This window comes from Pseudoalteromonas sp. CR1 (genome assembly GCF_019392235.1).
GTDB lineage: Bacteria > Pseudomonadota > Gammaproteobacteria > Enterobacterales > Alteromonadaceae > Pseudoalteromonas.
Map to the genome: position 1 here is coordinate 1 of NZ_JAHXRM010000019.1, position 19,035 is coordinate 19,035.

Annotated in this window: 15 protein-coding genes; 5 read left to right on the top strand and 10 right to left on the bottom strand. The window is 40.4% G+C overall.

The window, feature by feature from the left end:
• Positions 1-415: 415 nt before the first annotated feature.
• Complete coding sequence (locus tag KZZ04_RS15325; protein WP_058551600.1) at positions 416-1,273, bottom strand: tetratricopeptide repeat protein; 858 nt, start codon at positions 1,271-1,273, stop codon at positions 416-418.
• Between the two features lie 112 nt (positions 1,274-1,385).
• On the opposite strand from KZZ04_RS15325, the gene KZZ04_RS15330 reads away from it, so the two are divergent.
• Positions 1,386-2,702: a M20 family metallopeptidase gene (locus tag KZZ04_RS15330; RefSeq protein WP_219423107.1), complete on the top strand. Its 1,317-nt coding sequence runs from the start codon at positions 1,386-1,388 to the stop codon at positions 2,700-2,702.
• Positions 2,703-2,726: 24 nt separating this feature from the next.
• On the opposite strand, the gene KZZ04_RS15335 is transcribed toward KZZ04_RS15330, so the two are convergent.
• The 3 genes from KZZ04_RS15335 to pomA form a co-directional block, all read right to left on the bottom strand.
• Positions 2,727-4,667: a DNA topoisomerase III gene (locus tag KZZ04_RS15335; RefSeq protein WP_219423108.1), complete on the bottom strand. Its 1,941-nt coding sequence runs from the start codon at positions 4,665-4,667 to the stop codon at positions 2,727-2,729.
• A 162-nt stretch (positions 4,668-4,829) separates the two neighbouring features.
• On the bottom strand, positions 4,830-5,750 hold the full coding sequence (locus KZZ04_RS15340; protein WP_058404268.1) for a flagellar motor protein MotB: 921 nt from the start codon (positions 5,748-5,750) through the stop codon (positions 4,830-4,832).
• A 2-nt stretch (positions 5,751-5,752) separates the two neighbouring features.
• On the bottom strand, positions 5,753-6,520 hold the full coding sequence (gene pomA / locus KZZ04_RS15345) for a flagellar motor protein PomA (protein ID WP_008132143.1): 768 nt from the start codon (positions 6,518-6,520) through the stop codon (positions 5,753-5,755).
• 295 nt (positions 6,521-6,815) lie between these two features.
• On the opposite strand from pomA, the gene KZZ04_RS15350 reads away from it, so the two are divergent.
• The 4 genes from KZZ04_RS15350 to KZZ04_RS15365 all read left to right on the top strand — a co-directional run bounded on the left by KZZ04_RS15350 (position 6,816) and on the right by KZZ04_RS15365 (position 12,222).
• A complete protein-coding gene (locus KZZ04_RS15350) occupies positions 6,816-7,058 on the top strand; it encodes an exodeoxyribonuclease VII small subunit (RefSeq protein WP_006794260.1) in 243 nt (80 codons plus the stop codon).
• A gap of 2 nt (positions 7,059-7,060) precedes the next feature.
• On the top strand, positions 7,061-7,948 hold the full coding sequence (gene ispA / locus KZZ04_RS15355; protein WP_219423109.1) for a (2E,6E)-farnesyl diphosphate synthase: 888 nt from the start codon (positions 7,061-7,063) through the stop codon (positions 7,946-7,948).
• 101 nt (positions 7,949-8,049) lie between these two features.
• Positions 8,050-9,912, top strand: coding sequence for a 1-deoxy-D-xylulose-5-phosphate synthase (gene dxs / locus KZZ04_RS15360; RefSeq protein ID WP_219423110.1), 1,863 nt, complete (start codon positions 8,050-8,052; stop codon positions 9,910-9,912).
• Between the two features lie 198 nt (positions 9,913-10,110).
• Positions 10,111-12,222, top strand: coding sequence for a hypothetical protein (locus KZZ04_RS15365; protein ID WP_219423141.1), 2,112 nt, complete (start codon positions 10,111-10,113; stop codon positions 12,220-12,222).
• A gap of 41 nt (positions 12,223-12,263) precedes the next feature.
• Here KZZ04_RS15365 and KZZ04_RS15370 read toward each other — a convergent pair whose 3' ends face one another.
• From KZZ04_RS15370 to ribBA, 6 genes are all read right to left on the bottom strand, one after another.
• On the bottom strand, positions 12,264-15,350 hold the full coding sequence (locus KZZ04_RS15370; protein WP_138529732.1) for a ligand-binding sensor domain-containing diguanylate cyclase: 3,087 nt from the start codon (positions 15,348-15,350) through the stop codon (positions 12,264-12,266).
• A gap of 36 nt (positions 15,351-15,386) precedes the next feature.
• Complete coding sequence (locus tag KZZ04_RS15375) at positions 15,387-15,872, bottom strand: phosphatidylglycerophosphatase A (RefSeq protein ID WP_006794265.1); 486 nt, start codon at positions 15,870-15,872, stop codon at positions 15,387-15,389.
• Positions 15,869-16,843: a thiamine-phosphate kinase gene (gene thiL / locus KZZ04_RS15380; protein ID WP_138529734.1), complete on the bottom strand. Its 975-nt coding sequence runs from the start codon at positions 16,841-16,843 to the stop codon at positions 15,869-15,871. The genes KZZ04_RS15375 and thiL overlap by 4 nt, the downstream gene beginning before the upstream one ends.
• Before the next feature lie 84 nt (positions 16,844-16,927).
• A complete protein-coding gene (gene nusB, locus KZZ04_RS15385; RefSeq protein ID WP_058404262.1) occupies positions 16,928-17,338 on the bottom strand; it encodes a transcription antitermination factor NusB in 411 nt (136 codons plus the stop codon).
• A gap of 15 nt (positions 17,339-17,353) precedes the next feature.
• Complete coding sequence (gene ribE / locus KZZ04_RS15390) at positions 17,354-17,818, bottom strand: 6,7-dimethyl-8-ribityllumazine synthase (protein WP_006794268.1); 465 nt, start codon at positions 17,816-17,818, stop codon at positions 17,354-17,356.
• A 99-nt stretch (positions 17,819-17,917) separates the two neighbouring features.
• Positions 17,918-19,030: a bifunctional 3,4-dihydroxy-2-butanone-4-phosphate synthase/GTP cyclohydrolase II gene (gene ribBA, locus KZZ04_RS15395; RefSeq protein WP_058551590.1), complete on the bottom strand. Its 1,113-nt coding sequence runs from the start codon at positions 19,028-19,030 to the stop codon at positions 17,918-17,920.
• Positions 19,031-19,035 lie beyond the last annotated feature (5 nt).

Below are 19,035 nucleotides of genomic sequence, written 5' to 3' on the forward strand. Positions count from 1 at the left end.
ATGATTGCTTTATATTGTTAAAGAACGTTTGAGCTGCCTTAGCGACTCAAGGGAAGCGAATCTTACGCTTTCCTGTGTTTTTGTCAACACTTAATTTTAAACTTTATAAAAATCTAAACCTAAGTTTTACTCGACTCACTAAGTGGTTTGCTTGGCTCGCTAAGCGTTGCCTGCTCTGCCGTCTCAGTGGGGTCGCATTATAGGGAGCCGCGAATTTAACGCAAGCCTTTTTTTACTAAAAAGTGATTTAAATTACACCCCAAGCAAGCGCACACCCTAAACACAAGTTACCCACAAAACCCTGTGCATAACTTTGCTTTTTCGGCATAAACTCCCTGCTTGCCAATTAATAACTACCAATAAAAAAGCACCTCTTGTAAAGGTGCTTCTATCTAGCCGTACTTAGAATCGGCTTTTAATATAAAATGCTGTATAGCTTTCTACGGTATTTAGCTGCGAGTGCATCTCCATCTGGTAACGAAGCTATAATGGCTAAAAAGCTTGGTTTAGCTTCATTATAATTGAGGTCCTTTTGTAATACGGTAAATAGTACCTCTAATGCTTCTTCTTTTCTTCCTGCTTCATTCAATAAAGTACTGAGTTCTTCTTTAAGTTCGAGATCGTTTGGGTACTTATCTACTTGCTGCTGCTTTAATTGTATCTCTGGTGAGTCTTTTGCATCTAGTGCTGCTTCGCACTTTGATTTGATGTTATTAAAGTATGCATCTTGATCTTGCGAGTCAATTGTTTCTATTAAGGCTTGAGCCTCATCTAATTTGTGAATTTGAATACAAATATCTGCAAGCACTAATTTAATACGTACATTAGTATTATCTATTTCGTATGCTTGCTTTGCATAATTAAACGCTGCATTGAGGTCAGACTTCAATAAAGCCTGTTTAGCTTGCTCTAATAATAAATCCTGTTGAGCGGGTAGATGTTTAGATAAGGCTTCGCGTATTTGTGATTCAGTTTGAGTACCGGCAAGCAAATCTACAGGGGCTGAGTCTTTTAAAAGCACAAGTGTTGGCAATGTTTGTAAGCCAACTTGTTGTGCTAATTGTGAAGCTAACGCTTGCTCTGCATCACAATCTAAATTCGCTATTACTATATGGCTTGTATATTCAGCCGCTATTTTATCTAAAATTGCAGCCTGCCCGATACAATCAGGACTTTGAGGTGAGAAAAAGTTAAGTAATACTAATTTTTGTTGTGATGTTTCTCCAAGGACTTGCTGAAGGTTTTGTGCATTAATACTTACTATATTGCTCATTGAATTGATTGCCATACTGATCTATTTAAGGTTTTATATGGTGATAAACATAATAAATACAAGTCGTATCACTAAATCACTCGGCGTACATAATCAATTAATGAGGCAAATCATGAAACTATCTTACCTTAGCGCTGCGCTTTTATTTGCAGCCCCGCTTTTACAGGCTAAAGGGCTCGACTTAGACCTAAGCAAAACAATGCCTAGTATTGAAAAGTTTTACCTCGATTTACATCAATCGCCGGAACTCTCATACAGCGAAAAGAACACAGGTAAAAAAATAGCCGGCAAGCTTAGTAAGCTCGGATTCGAGGTTACAGATAATGTAGGTGGATATGGCGTTGTTGGTATTTACAAAAATGGCAATGGCCCAACAGTTATGATACGCACTGATACGGACGGTTTACCTATTACCGAGCAAACAAATAAACCCTACGCTTCAACTGTAAAAGTAATTGACGAGCATGGTGCAAACGTTGGCGTTATGCATGGTTGTGGTCATGACATTCATATGAGCTCGTTTATAGGTACTTCTGAGCAACTCATTGCACATAAAAGTAAATGGAAAGGTACACTAATGATGGTTGCACAACCTGCAGAAGAGGTTGGAGGCGGAGCTAAAGCAATGCTCAGTGAGGGGTTATTTAGTAAATATGCCAAGCCTGACCACATTATTGCCCTACATGTAAGTGCTAGCGTGCCAGCTGGTAAAGTTACCATGAAAAACGAATATACCATGGCAAGTGTGGATTCCGTTGATATAAATATAAAAGGTAAAGGCGGCCATGGTGCATACCCTCACACCACTATTGACCCGGTAGTTATAGCTGCTCGTACAGTACTGGCTTTGCAAACGATTACAAGTCGCGAGCTTTCTCCTCTTGAACCATCCGTTATAACAGTTGGCTCTATACATGGTGGTTCTAAACATAATGTTATTTCTGATGAAGTGAAACTACAACTTACACTGCGAAGCTACAACCCAGATGTACGTAATGCGCAAATTGCTGCAATTAAACGAATAACCCGAGGAATTGCTCAAAGTGCAGGGCTTGAAGAGCCTGACTATCCTGCTGTTGTAGTTCATGAAGATGAATCAATTCCATCGACTTATAACAACCCTTCACAAACTAATATAGTACGAGGTGCTATTAAAAATGTCATAGGCGATACAAACGTACTTGAAACACAAGCAGTAATGGCAGGAGAGGACTTTGGCCTTTATGGCCGTACTGACGAGAACATCCCTATAACATTATTTTGGCTAGGCGGCGTTAATCAACAGCAATACGAAAAAGCAATAAAAAACAACGAAACACTTCCATCATTGCACTCAAGTAAATTTGCACCTGATTATAAAGTGGCGCTTCCTACTGGAATTAAAGCCATGAGTAACGCTGCGGTTGCGTTATTTAATAAAAGTGAATGACTTATAAACCAACAAGCCCTGCGGTTAATTTGTTACAGGGCTTTTTTTGTAGCCTGATTTTTTAAAAGGTGCTTTTTTAGCGCGCTTTGCAAAGCGCTTTTTGGCAGGCGTTTTAGGCAGCTTGGCAAATACCCGGCTGTCACAGTTAGCGGCCTGATCCACAAAATTAGTAAGATCAGCAAGTAGAGGTTGTAAAAACTGCTGATAACTCAAGGATTGTTGTGCAATATCACCTAGGCTTGACTCCCATTTTGCCGTTAAGTCAGGACTTGCTAAACCTTCAGGCAAAACACTAATTAATGCAAGACCTGTCTCTGTAGCTTTAATTGTTTTGCCTTCACGCTTTAAAAAGCGCCGTTTAAATAACAACTCTATAATGCCTGCTCGAGTAGCTTCAGTACCTAAACCATCGGTCTCTTTTAATATTTTTTTGATATGTGGATCTTTTACATAACGGCTAATCCCCGTCATCGCAGCCAACAATGTTGCATCAGTAAAATGAGCTGGGGGCGAAGTGTGCTTTTCTATTACACTTCCTTGAGTACATTTCAGGTTCATCCCTTTTTCAAGATAAGGCAACGTTGCCTCTTCTTTTAATTCTGATTTACCCATTAACACTTTAAAACCTAAGCTGACTTCTTGTTTAGCGTTGGCTTTAAATAAACCACCAGCAATTGTTACCTCTGCTTTAGTTTCGTTATAAACATAATCTGGGTAAAACTGTATTAAATAATGCCTACATATTAACTGGTATACTTTCGCTTCATCATTTGCCAAGTATGCGCTTTTTAAAAGTTTAGCCGTCGGTACTATAGCGTGGTGAGCAGCCACTTTAGAATCATTAAAACATTTACTCTTATGCTTTACGTTTGCTCCATCGACTAATTCTACTGGCTGTCCTTTGTTCTGTGCTATCGCTTTAAAGATAGCGGCGGCATCTTGGTGATGATCTTTTGGTAAATACCGATTGTCTGAACGAGGATAAGTAATTAATTTGTGACGTTCATATAATCCTTGGCAAATATCAAGCACTTGCTGGGCAGGCATGCAAAATGCTTTAGCTGCATCTATTTGTAGTGCGGATAGGTTATAAGGCAAAGGTGCACTTTGTTTTTTTTGTTTTTGTTCAAGCGCTGTTACCTCTCCTTTTTGATTAGTTATACGCGAAGCCACATTTTCGGCTAATGCTTTATTTAGCACTCGCCCTTCTTTATCTTGATAAGGTTCGCAAGCTTTACTCGGTACCCACTTGGCTGTAAATAGCTGCTGTTCAGGAGTAACTAAACTAGCTAATACCTCATAAAATGGTTTTGATACAAAATTAACTATTTCGTTATCGCGGTTAACCACTAACCCTAGAATGGGAGTTTGTACGCGACCAACTGATAGCACATTGCCAAACCCTGCTTTTTGCCCAGCTAACGTATAAGCCCGAGTGAGGTTCATCCCAAATAGCCAATCAGCACGGGAACGAGCAAGTGCTGAGACACTCAGTGGAATAAATTCCCGATTAGAGCGCATACTATTAAGCGCTTTTTTTACTGCCGCTAAGTTTAAATCACTTATAAGTAGACGCTGAATACTTTGCTTTTTAGTTTTACTTATTTTGGCTTGTTCTATCACTTCATCTACAAGTAACTGCCCTTCACGATCGGGGTCACCGGCATGTATAAGTGTTGTAGCCTGTTTAATTAACTTTTTTAAAACGCTAAGCTGCTTGCGAGTTTTTGTTTTAGCCTTTAACTGCCATTGTTCCGGTATTATCGGGAGGTGTTCTAATTGCCATTTTTTATAGCGCTCATCGTAATCATCAGGCTCAGCTTGTTCTAACAAATGACCAATACACCATGAAACACAATCACCATTAGCGACCTCAATGTAACCATCGTGTTTTTTGTGTGGTTTTGGAAGTGCATCAGCGATTGCACGCCCAAGTGAAGGTTTTTCTGCAATGTAGAGTTTCATACACTCGCCTACAACTGGTTATATAAACAGTAGTCTAGCATAGCAATTTCAAAGAGGGAGAGTTTTTAATGAATTGTCTGCATTAATGAGTATCAAGTGGTAGTGACTCGTAAAGCTTATAAGCTGGGCTGCTAATTAAGCCCAGCTTTATAATTAAAAGAGTTATCTTACATCAATAGGATCAGATTCTTTTGCCTTGCCTTGTAATATGGATATTTCAACTCGGCGATTACGGCGTCTGTCTTCATTGGTATCGTTAGGAACTAGCGGCCTTGTTTCCGCACGGCCAACGACCATCATTCGTGTTTTATCAAATCCTTGAACTGTTTGTAATTCGCTGGCAACGGCCACTGCGCGCTTAGACGACAAATCCCAGTTATTAACGTATAACTCATTCGATACTTGGAAATCATCTGTATGCCCTGAAACAGTAATTTCCCCTGGCACGTCTTTTAAAAGCACACCAATATCCTGAATAATGGGTTTAAACTTAGGCTGTAAAAAAGCACTGCCCGAAGGAAACGAACCATTCTCACGAATACGAATAATAATCTGCTGGCCCAAAGACTCAAGCTCTATTGCACCATCTATTATTTGCTTCTCTAACTGCTGCGCTATTTTTTTAACGAGTTCATTTGTTTGTTCTTGATCTGCTGCAGATGTTGCTTGTTCAGATGATTGTTCTTGCGATGTGCTTCGAGACTCACCACCGCGCTTATCACCCCGCTGCTCTTGTCTACCGCCAGCAGAACTTTCATCGCCGGCCTGAAACTCTAGCATTTGCTGGGTCATTTCAACGGTTTGCTGCTGAATGGTTTCTATTGGTGTAGGTTCTGGTTTACCTGGGGTGAATTCCATGGCGATAACTGATGTCCCTTTTGGGATATCTTTAACTTCAATTTTATTTTGTACACCAAAAGCAAACTTCATAGAGCCTGCTATTTGTTTAAATTTAAGTACATCCATTTCTGAGAATGCCAATAATAGTACAAAAAAGCACATCAACAACGACATTAAATCAGCAAATGTTCCCATCCACGCAGGTAAACCTGGGGGGGGGCATTTGCACTCTTCATCAGACATGGCTACTCCTCGGTATCAACTTTACGTTTAGACTCAGCTAAGTAATTTTTCAAAATACCTTCTATCACTTTCGGATTTTGACCATCTTGAATCCCTAAAATAGCATCAAGAATTAAACGCTGATTCATTGCCTCTTCGTCTTTACGCAGCTCGAGTTTTACCTGAATTGGAATTGCTACAACGTTTGCTAAAAATGCACCATACAGAGTGGTCAATAGTGCCACGGCCATTGCAGGCCCGATAGCTTTAGGGTCGTCCATGTTTGATAACATGGCAACTAAGCCTATTAATGTACCAATCATCCCCATTGCAGGAGCTATATCGGCAAGTGCTTTAAATAAGCCAGCACCGAGCTCATGACGGGTGGTGGTTAGGGAAATATCTTTTTGAAGTGTGGCGCGCACAACGTCAGCGTCATGCCCATCAACAAGCATGTCAACGCCTTTACGCATAAATGGGTTTGGAATTTCAGCTTCTTCAAGTGCTAAAAACCCCCCTTTACGAGCGGAATCTGCAAGCTCTACTGCTTTTTCAATTAACTCTTCAGGCGATTCAATTTTAAACATGAATGCCTTACCAACCACTTTACCTATCCCTAAAAATTGAGACATAGTGAAGTTTGATAAGACAATAAATAGCGAGCCACCAAATACAATTACACTTGAAGGTGCATCGGCAAACATGCCCATTTCACCGCTACTACTCATAAACATAGACATGACGATTAAGCCAATTGCGCCTAGGATCCCTATTATGGTTGCTAAATCCACATTTCCTCCAGAGATTTCATGTTTAAATGCCTTATCATAAACTTTTTATTATTAACTGCTTATCGGCAACATACTGAATTGCTTAAGTCGTTTTTGTAAATAAACATATAAAGTTATATTTATTATTTTATATCAAGTTAGGCACACAGCCTAATTATCGAGTTTTCCTAATAAATAACACAAACTAACACGCGATTAATCGTCCTAAATGTAAAAAACTCATATCATCCTTTGACCTAGTTTAGCATTCCCCCTAAAATTGGCTCCTAAATTTATTATGTAAGCTGAAATAAAGATGGCGACTAAAAAACCTGAAAACTTAAGTTTCGAAAAAGCACTAGAAGAATTATCAACAATTGTTAGTGAAATGGAACAAGGTGATTTATCGCTTGAACAATCATTGAAGCAGTTCGAGCGTGGTATCGCGCTCGCTGGAGCGTCATCTGAAAAACTACAGCAAGCAGAACAAAAAGTATCTATTTTAATGGGCAATAGCGAAAAGTCAGCACTTACAAACTTTAATAACGATATGGAATAGTTGTGAGCATAAAAGACTATATTGAACGTGCTCAGATAGATGTAGCCACTACACTCAACCGCTACTTTGAACAGCCGCTCGATAGCGATAAAACCATAAAAGAAGCCACTCATTACAGTTTATTTAATGGTGGTAAAAGGCTACGCCCTTTTTTGGTTTACGCTGTTGGTGAAATGCTCGGTGCTAAAAAAAGTGACTTAGACATTTTAGCTGCAGCCATAGAATGCATTCACAGTTACTCCTTAGTACATGACGATCTGCCCGCTATGGATGATGATGATTTACGCCGCGGCTACCCTACTTGTCATATTGTGTATGGCGAAGCACAAGCTATTTTAGCCGGTGATGCATTGCAAACTCTCGCCTTTGAACTTATAGCCACACACAACTTTAATTGCTCATCGCAATCGCAAGTAAAAATGATTGCTGCTCTTGCACATGCATCAGGTATTGAAGGTATGGTTGCGGGACAAGGCTTAGACATTGCCGCAACTGACACAGTTGTTTCGGTACAAGAACTTGAACGCATCCACAAGTTAAAAACCGGTGCACTAATTAACTGTGCTATAACACTAGGTGCGCTGTGCAGTGAAAACGCAGATGAACAAACTTTAGATAACTTGAGTATTTTTGGGTATGCTATAGGGCTGGCATTTCAAGTACACGACGATATTTTAGACGTGGAAGGTGACACCAATATATTAGGTAAACCACAAGGCTCAGATATAGAAGCGAATAAAGCGACATACCCAGCGTTATTAGGTATGCTAGGCGCTAAAGAAAAGGCGCAAAATTTAATAACACAAGCCCACGAAGCGTTAGCACTTATTGATGCAGATACAACGCTTCTTGCGTCGCTAGCAAATTACCTTATTGAACGTGACCATTAGTCGCAGCTTAAGCGTATTGCAAATAGCACTGACATTATTACTTAACATTCGTTATTCATTCCTAGTTGAAAACGAATGTGCTCGAAGGATATAAAAAAGCCATGACACTTGATAGTAGCAAGTATCCATTACTTAACTTGGTTGACAAACCAGTTCAATTACGAGACTTAGCGCAGAATAAACTTCCCGAGTTTAGCAATGAACTACGTGAGTATTTACTTAACTCTGTATCGCAAAGTAGCGGTCATTTAGCGTCTGGTTTAGGCACGGTTGAGCTTACAGTTGCACTTCATTACGTGTATAACACACCAGAAGATCGTGTAGTATGGGATGTTGGGCATCAAGCCTATCCGCATAAAATCTTAACGGGTCGGCGTGATTTAATGCACACCATTCGTCAAAAAAATGGCCTTCACCCATTCCCGTTTAGAGATGAAAGTGACTACGACACATTTAGCGTTGGTCATTCAAGCACTTCAATTTCTGCAGCATTAGGCATGTCAATTGCGGCGCAAAAAGAAGGCGCTGGCCGCAAAACTGTCGCTGTTATTGGTGATGGCGCTATTACTGCGGGCATGGCGTTTGAAGCAATGAATCACTTAGGTGATGTAAAATCAGACATGCTTATTATTTTAAATGATAATGAAATGTCGATTTCTGAAAACGTTGGCGCATTAACCAATCATTTTGCACGTATTTTATCTGGTAGCTTTTACACCAATATTCGCGAAGGGAGTAAAAAACTACTGTCTGGCGTACCGCCTGTTAAAGAGCTTGCCAGCAGAATGGAAGAGCACCTTAAAGGCATGGTTATACCAGGTACGTTTTTTGAAGAACTTGGCTTAAATTATATTGGCCCAATTGATGGGCACGATGTAAACATGCTGGTTGATACATTACGTAATATGCGTAATTTAAAAGGCCCACAACTTCTTCATATAAAAACGCAAAAAGGTAAAGGTTACAAGCCAGCTGAAGCAGATCCAATTGGCTATCACGGCGTACCTAAATTTGACCCCAGCACATCAAGTCTACCAAAATCAAAACCAGGCGCGCCTACTTTTTCAAAAGTATTTGGCGACTGGTTATGCGACATGGCAGAGCAAGACGACAAATTAATGGCTATTACACCGGCTATGCGTGAAGGTTCGGGCATGGTGCGCTTTTCAAAAGAGCATGCTGATAAGTATTTTGACGTAGCAATTGCTGAACAACATGCCGTCACCCTAGCTGCGGGGTTTGCTTGTGAAGGCTTAAAGCCTGTTGTTGCTATATATTCCAGCTTTTTACAACGCGCGTACGATCAATTAATTCACGATGTTGCATTGCAAAACTTACCCGTATTATTTGCCATAGACCGAGCAGGTATTGTGGGTGCCGATGGCGAAACACATCAAGGCGCATACGACCTAAGTTTTATGCGTTGTATTCCTAATATGGTTATTATGGCACCTAGCGATACTAACGAATGCCGCCAAATGTTATACACCGGTTACAAAGCTAATTGTCCGGTTGCTGTTCGTTACCCTCGCGGAAGTGCAGGTACGGCAGAGATTCAAAGCGATATGCAACTTTTCGAAATTGGTAAAGCAAATACAGTAAAACAAGGTTCAAAAATTGCCATTTTGTCATTTGGAACATTACTTGAAAATGCACAACTTGCTGCAACTGAACTTAATGCAACACTTGTTAATATGCGCTTTATAAAGCCGCTTGATACTTCACTGCTAAACGACATTATTAAAAATCACGATACCATAGTTACTCTTGAAGATAATGCCATTGCCGGAGGCGCAGGCTCTGCGGTTAACGAATACTTAGCTAGCCAACAGGCCAATGTTAAAATACTTAACTTAGGTATTCCTGATGAGTTTATTAAGCACGGCACGCAAGACGAAATGCACGATGAAATGGGCTTAGGCCAGCAAGGTATTTTAAGTTCAATTAGGTCATTTACCGCTTAGTTAATTATTCTAATTGTTTAAAGAAAGGAGCCTATTGGCTCCTTTTTCGTTTTTATTATTATTTTTTGCATCCAATTTAACTTTTTAACCGTTATTGCAGTGAGGTTAACATGTAAATAATCAGTGCTGCTTAGTATACGCTTTACGAGCAAGCCTTTATTTACCTAAATTTGATGGAATATTTAAAAGGTAAAAATGATGAATAACGTTAATTTAACAACTTACTCTGCACAAAAAAACATATTGAAACAAAAACTTAGTTTTTCAGCTTTAACACTTGCAGTATTAATCGGCATTACAGGTTGTAGCTCAGACGATGGTAAAAACGGCGTAGATGGTATTGCAGGCACTGATGGACAAAATGGTTCCGACGGTAAAAATGGCAACCCAGGTTTTGCAGCTGCAACATTTATTTTGGCTAACAATGGAGAAACCAACGCGGGTACCATTGACTTAATTAACCAAAGTGCTTCTAAATTAAAAACCTTTAATACAACAGCTAACGAAGGCGTCGCTTTTGATAGCCTAGGTAACTTATTACAAGCAAGCGACAATGAAAATGGCAGTATTAAAACTATCTGTCAGCTTGCTAACCGTGCTGACGGCGCCAGCTATGCTGCAAATACAGATCGCGAAATAACAGGTGCTAACACAACGCTAGTAAACCCTAAGGGAATTGCTACAGCACAAAAGAGTGGTCTTATTTTTATTGCTGACTTTGGCGCAATGCAGGTAACGACTTTTGGTGCTACAGCAGCCGGCAATGCAGCTCCTTTAGGTATAACCATTACAGAGGCTGCACCATGGGATGTTGATTATGATGAAACTAATGACCGCCTTTATGTAGCACTTACAAATGGTGATGTAGCCGTTTACGATAATTTTGTTAATAGTGAATTTGCCGCAATGCCAAGCCGCACAATTACCCCTGCCAATAATGATGGTACGCAAATATCTGTAAATATCCACGGTATTGTTTATGACCCAAGTACTAATAAACTTGTTTTGTCTGATGTAGGTAGTGCCTCAGATGCAACCGATGGATCGTTATTTGTAATCAATAATGCATCAACCGCAGAGGGTTTAGTAAGCGTTGCACGAAGTATTGCCGGCCCAGCAACAATGCTTGGTAACCCCGTTGATATTAGCCTTGAAGGTAGTGATTTGCGTGTAGCCGAAAAATCAAATGACGCTGTTCTTGTCTTTAGCAATATATTTTCAGGTGAAAGCGGCGATATTACTCCTGATTTAGTCACCTCAACGATTAAACCTGAGTCAATTACTAAACTGGGCATGCCAAATGAGAGGGCTGACATTTCAGATAGTGATACTGCTAATATGGGGCTTTTAGGGGTCGCTGTAAGCAGTAACCCAGGTACTGCAGGTGAAACAACTGGGCAAATTAGTCGATTAAGTTCACAACTTAATACTGAAATTGGCAATTATAACGCGAGTCAAACTATAGAAAGCACGACCTTCGACAAAGCGGGAAACAGTTATACAACGTTCGATAACAGTGCAACTTCTATTGGTGGTATTGTTATTTCAAATAAAGTAGCAATAAACCGAGATGGACAAACGTATAATACAAGCCAAGATAGTATTATTACTGGAGCGAACACAGGCCTTATATCTCCTAAAGGTCTTGATGTTGCTTCTGATAGCGGTATGATTTTAGTTGCAGAAAATAATGCAGATACGCCGAGCATTTCAATATTTTCAACGTGTACTACAGGGGATGCGTCCCCTTTGATGACACTTACTTTTGCAAACGGCGCTCGCCCTTGGGATGTTGATTACGATGCAAGCACTGACCGTGCTTTTGTAGCACTAACAAATGGAACCGTTGCTGTATTCGACGAAGTCAAAAGCAAGCTAATGGCTGGTAATACTAATATTGCCGTTGAAGATAGGCTTATAACACCTGCAAATGCTGGAGCCGCAATAGAAGCGCCAAGCAATATACATGGCATCGACTACGACTCGCTAAGCGGCTCGTTAATTCTCTCTGATGTTGGTAGCGCAGCAATTGCCGATGATGGCAAAATATACGTGTTGAATAACGTAGCAATGGCGTCGGGTTTGGTAAACATAAGCACCACTATTAGCGGTCCAAATACCCTACTGGGCAACCCTGTCGATATTATGTATACCGGGACAGATTTATACGTAGCTGAAAAATCAAATAATGTGGTTATGCGTTTTAACAATATTTTAAGCAGTGCCGGAGGCGACGTTAGCGCCGATGCAAGCACTGCATTTACAGCACCTGAGTCAGTGGCAATATTACCAGCTTGGCTTAATCAATAGAGTTAACCTCACCATACCTGATCAACAATGTTGGTCAGGTATTATCGCATCCACACTTTTATATCGGCTAAACCATTTCGCTGTAGCATACTCAGCTGCTGCTCTACATTAGAGTTTTGCTCAAATTCAAATGCATCTAGCTGCTCGTCAAAAGTAATATGGGCTACGCCATCACCACCGCGCTTTTTAACTTGATGAAGTGAAATATCAGCTAAATTAATAGAGGTTTCCCAACCAATTACCTGGCCACCGAGTAATGGTAATGGATAGAAAGACCACCCAATTGAGGCTGTTATATTTGTCATATTACCGTTAGGTAGTTGGAATGAATACTCTGCAATCGCTTTACAAAGTTCTGACGCGTAACTGTCTATTTTATTGCATTTAAAGTCACGTAATAGTAGTAAAAATTCATCACCACTCCAACGCGCTACATAATCAGAGCCTTGGGTACGCGAGTTTAGTAGAGCTGCCATTTGCTGCAAGCAGCTATCACCTGCAATTGGACCAAAGGCATCATTTATACGGCTAAAGTTATCAAAATTTATTATTACAAGCACCAGTGATTTACCCTGCGCCTGCAATGATTGCGAATTACGTTGAAAGTGTTCAATGTCTTTTGGTAGCTGATCAAACAAAAAGCGACGGCTACGCAAGCCTGTTAGCTCATCTGAGTGACTAACGAGCTTAAGCTGTGAATTAACTTGCCCTAATTTATCATTTGCTTGGCGCAGCTCTAAAGTCCGCTCTGTAATTAAACCTTCAAGCACTTTTTGTTTTCTGCGCTCTTGCGCCTTAAGCACCCAAAATACTAAATAAAGGAGTAAAATAAAGCCACTTGTGATCAGCAACCTAAAATAAATTGTTTCATCAAAACGCTCAGGCACAATAAAGCCATACTCTACATTTTGTGCCTTTGACCAATCTTCCCCTTGGCGTTTTGCTTCTAACTGAAACAGAAATGCCCCTGCAGGTAAGTTAGTATAAATAGCCTCACGACGAGTATTTGCATATCGCCAATCACTATCTAAGCCACTTAGTTTATATCTAAACTCAATACTATTTGGCGCGTAGTAATCGATAGCCGTATAAGTAAGCGTTATATCTCGTTCGTCGGTTTCAAGAGTTGGCTTATTACCCAACGCTGCTGTTGTGAGGCTTCGCTCAGGTGTGTTAATTGTTTCAATGGTCGGCTTTAACGACAGTACACCAAACAACTCTACGTTTTTAGGTATTTCTACAACACCCTGCAAGCTTGGATACCACATTGAGTTACCCATACTGACTACCGCATCATGACCCAATCCACTACAACATTGGTTTGCTTTGCCATCAAGCTGTCGGTCGAATGACGAAATCACCTCTTCTACTTTTAAGCTTTGAATATCTGTTTTAAACTGCCCTGCTGGCATTCTGTAAACCCCTTTCATGGTGCTTACCCAAACATTATTTAATTTTTCGTCGTATTCTAAGCTAAATATAGAACCATACGGCAAGCCATTTGCCGCATCAAGCTGTCGCCATTGACCCTGCGCGCTGCGGTAAAACAATCCATCATTAAGTGAACCAATTAAAATACCCACGCCATCAATATGCAAAACACTGGTGATATATGCACTTTCAAGCGAAGTTTGATCCCCTACTTTTTCAATACCACGGTCAGTAAAATAATAAGCGCCTTTACTCGTCCCAATAACACCAAAGTTTTCTTTGTCCAACACGTAAGTTATAAATTTACTGCCTAAAAACGCGTTGTAAGCAAAAGGAGTTAAACCTGCAAAATTAAGCCTATATAAACCTCGGCCTGTGCCTATCCAAAACCCGCCTTTACTTGAACGACTAATTGCAAACACAGGGTTATCACGCAGTGCACGCCCGGGTACAGTAAACAGTGTGTCGTTCTCGTAAACGAATAAACCTCGCCCTGTGGCAATGTATAAGCGGTCGCCATCAAACTGCAAATCATGTACTGAAGCACGGCCATATTGGCTGCTTGGAATTAAATTAATATAACTTTTATTTAAATCAAAATAACCAACACCACTTTTATTGGCCACCCATAACTTGCCATCGGGCGCTTGGCTAAGCGCCATAACAGCTTCGGTCATTTTTGAAACCGCCGCGTGTCTTTCGACCCGCCCTTCGTGAGCAAGCCATAGGCCTTCACTAAAACTGGCTAACCAAATATTATTTTTATCATCTCTAAAAATATCAGCAAACCAAATACTTTGATCTAACTGGCTAGGCTCTACCCATTGCCATTGACTCGCTTTATCTCTAAACAATAAACGCCCGTATGTAGAAATCCATAAGCCGCCATCGCTGTCACTCATAAATTTGTATACTGCAGAATTGTTCGCATTAGGTAATGGGAAAGGCCTTAGCTCATCGTCTAAATCTAAAAAATAAGCGCCAAGCTCTGATGCTAAATATAAATTACCATTTAAAAAAGCAAGATCATGAACAATAGTTTGAGCTAAACGCTCGGGCAAAGAAATTTTTGCAGTCAGCTCTAAACGCAGCTTAGCAAAATCAGAGGAGTTTTTAGTTAAGCGTAATAAGTGACGATCATTAACAAGCCAAATGCCTTCCGGCGAAAGTGCCATTTGGCTCACTGAGCCCACTATTTGAGTTATAACGGTTGCATTTGCTGTAGACAAAGTCCCACTGTATTGACCACGTAAATTAACTTGGCCACGGTCAACATAATATAACCCATTGGCGGCAATCCACGTGCCCCCTTTAGAATCTTCTAAAATATCTCTAACAGGGCCTTTAATATTAAATGCTTGTGCTGAAAAAGTAGCTGGGTTTATTACAACTAACCCACTTTTGGTACCCACCCACAGCAATCCGTTCGAATCGATTAAAAGCTTATTAATGCCATTACTCGGTAAAAAAGAACTATTTTGGGTGTTGTAGTTTGTGAACGTATTACCATCGAAGCGGCTTAACCCAAACTGCGTTCCAAGCCATATGTAGCCTTGCTGATCTTGCACTACGCTTTTTAGCGATTGCGATGGCAAACCATCTTTAATATTCCATTGTTTAACGACATAGTCCGTAATCGAAGCCCCACTTGGCATTGCGCACAACATAAGTACACACACCAGTAAAAATCGCATCATACGCTGCCACCTAGTTAAACTAATTAAATATAAACATTAAAACGGTAGTAAACCTGCTTTTATTAATGCTTGCAAACAAATCAATGAAAAAATACCCGCTAGCACGTCATCTGCCATAATACCAAAACCACCATGCACGCGCTTATCAAGCATTCGAATAGGGCCCGGTTTTGCTATATCAAAAAAGCGGAATAGTAAAAAGCCAACTAATAAAGTTTGCCAATTCAATGCTGCACCTATCATGGTGATGTAGTAGCCAGCGACTTCATCCCATACAATAGCGGGATGATCATGCACACCCAAATCGTCGGCTGTTTTACCACATGCCCATATACCAAACACACTGATCACAACAGCAAACACTATTTGCAACCATATTGGATAATGCATAGTTATAAATATAAATGGCAACGCAGCAAACGTACCAAATGTGCCTGGTGCTTTAGGGGCAAGACCAGTACCAAACCCTAATCCAAAAAACTGGTGCGGGCGTTTTAAATTAAATAATCGGTTTTTATTCAAACCTGCTCCTTTGTAAAATGTTCAAAGCCATGCTGCTCAAAGCTAAACATTTCACCATTGTGTAAAAGCTCAATCTTACCGTCTCCACTTTTTATTTGCCCAATGCAAGTAATATCAACACCATACTGGTTTAACTTTAAATCAAGCATACCTTTGTTGTTATCTGGAACAGTAAAAATTAATTCGTAGTCATCGCCGTAACCCAAAATAAACGGTAACTGCTTATTAAAATCAAGGCTTGCTTTCATTGCCTCTGAGGTAGGGATACTTTCAATATTTATTTCTGCATTAACTTGCGACATTTCAAGAATATGTGTTAAATCAGCAAGTAAGCCATCTGATACATCAATCGCTGATGTTGCTAGTCCTCTAAGCACTTGCCCAGCAGCCACTCGCGGGGTTGGGTAATCAAAACGCTTATTCAGGTACTCTAAATGTGTTGGGGTTATATTAAAGTCTTGCTTACGGGATTCAATAGCAAGCCCAGCATCCCCTAAAGGACCTGTAACATAGATCCAATCACCTACCTTTGCACCACTTCTTCGTAACGCCTTACCTTCAGGCACGGTACCTTTTGCACAAATAGTAATGGTAAGTGGTCCCTGCGTGGTATCACCCCCAATAATTTGTACATTAAAGTATTCTGCAATTTCATGCATGCCTTCAGTAAACTCTGCAATCCACTGTGAATCTATAGTTGGTAATGTTAATGCAACAGATACCCACGTAGGCTCTGCCCCCATTGCGGCTAAATCACTGAGGTTTACAGCGAGTGCCCTATGCCCTAAAGCGCGAGGAGAAATATCTTCAAAAAAGTGCACGCCCTCTACTAACGTATCAGTTGTGACTGCAAGTTGGCAGTTTTGTGGAACAGTGACAAGCGCGCAATCATCACCTATGCCTAGGTTAACATCACGACGAGAAATACCGCGACCTTTAAAGTAGCGGTTAATTAATTCAAATTCCTTCATACACAAAAAAGCCGACCTATGCCGGCTCTCCTTTTAACGGTTATATAAAGTAATCTTCTGATTATTTAACCAGAGAAAGTACTACTACTTGCGTAAATGCTTTACCGCTTTATCAAGTACACCGTTTACAAATTTATGGCTGTCTTCTGCGCCAAATATTTTGGCCAGCTCAATACCTTCGTTGATAGCAACTTTATAAGGTACATCTTCACGAAACTTAAGTTCGTAGCTGCTTAAACGTAAAATTGCTCGCTCAACCATATCTAAGTCATCAAACGGACGTGTTAAATGAGGTGATACCGCTTCATCAAGTTGCTTATAATTAACAGCCACACCTGAGGCTAAATCTTTAAAGTATTCAACATCAATTTTGGTAACGTCGTTCTCGATCAACATTTGTTGTTCGATATCGGCAATTGCATTGCCGCTTAATTGCCAAGAATAAACGGCTTGAAGTGCTAAGATACGTGCTTTACGTCTTGCTGCTGGTTTCACAAAAATTCCTTAAACTTAAATTTTATCTAACACATTAACCATTTCAAGCGCACCTAAAGCAGCTTCGCCGCCTTTATTACCCATTTTGGTGCCTGCACGCTCAATAGCTTGCTCGATGCTTTCAGTAGTTAATACGCCAAATGCAACCGGTATATCATACTCTAGTGATACTTGCGCAAGACCTTTGTTTGATTCGCCAGCAACTAGGTCAAAGTGTGGTGTACCACCTCTGATCACTACGCCTAAAGCGATGATTGCATCATACTCTTTTTTTGCCGCAACGCGTTTTGCCGCTAAAGGTAATTCAACTGCACCCGGTACATAAATAACAGTAATATCGTCATCAGATACACCACCAGTACGTTTTAGCTCATCAACAGCGCCTTCAAGCAGGCTACTACCAATAAAGTCATTAAAACGAGAGATGACAATGGCAAATTTTTTGCCCGGAGCGTACTTATTACCTTCAATAATTTTCATTCGATAACCCTAAAAATAAGTTCAAGCGGTTGCGATTGCGCAAAAATTGCTGCGCATCATACCATAATAATAATGAAATAGCCTAGTTTAAGCGTTTGCCTATTGTGGCTCAATGTAATCAACAACTTCTAAGTGAAACCCCGAAAGTGCATGGTATTTTTTTGGCCTGCTCATTAAGCGCATTTGCTCTATACCTAAGTCTGCAAGAATTTGTGAGCCTACACCAACGGTACGAGATGTTCCTTGAAATTTACGCGGTGTAACATTTTCACCCGCGTCTGCAGCTGCAAATGCTTTTACTGTTGCTTCAAGCTCTTCAGTACTTTCCTGCTTACCCAAAATAACGAGCACACCCTCGTTTTTAGCAATGTATGCCATTGCATCAGATAAGCCCCAGCTTCTATCCGCACTTCGATCAGAAAGTAAGATATCGTTAAACGTACTTTGCAAATGCACACGTACCAACGTTGGTTCTTGCGCTTTAATTTCACCTTTGAGTAGTACGTAATGTAACTGACCGTCGATCGTATCTTTATAAGTTACTAAATCAAACTCACCATGCTCTGTCGGTAACTTACACTTAGCTACTTTTTCAATTGTGGTTTCGTTTAAATTACGGTATTCAATTAAATCAGCAATAGTGCCTATTTTTATATCGTGCTCTTTGGCAAAAATTTCTAAATCAGGGCGACGCGCCATAGTGCCATCTGCATTTAAAATTTCAACAATAACAGAAGACGCTTCAAGGCCCGCTAATCGCGCTAAATCACACCCTGCTTCTGTATGACCTGCGCGTGTTAACACCCCGCCTGGCTGCGCCATAATTGGGAAAATATGACCCGGCTGTACTATATCGCCAGGGACAGCACCTTTAGCAATTGCAGCTTGTACTGTGCGTGCCCTATCTGCTGCAGATATACCTGTAGTTACGCCTTTTGACGCTTCTATCGACATTGTAAAGTTAGTTGAAAACGCAGCACCGTTATTTTTAACCATTAGAGGCAAATCAAGTTGTTCACAACGCTCTTGTGTCATCGTTAAACAAATTAAACCGCGGCCATGAGTGGCCATAAAATTAATTGCCTCTGCACTGATATGCTCGGCAGCAATAATTAAATCACCTTCATTCTCTCTGTCTTCGTCGTCCATTAAAATGACCATTTTACCGGCTTTAATGTCGTCTATAATTTCTTGTGCGCTGTGTAAATTCATAAATT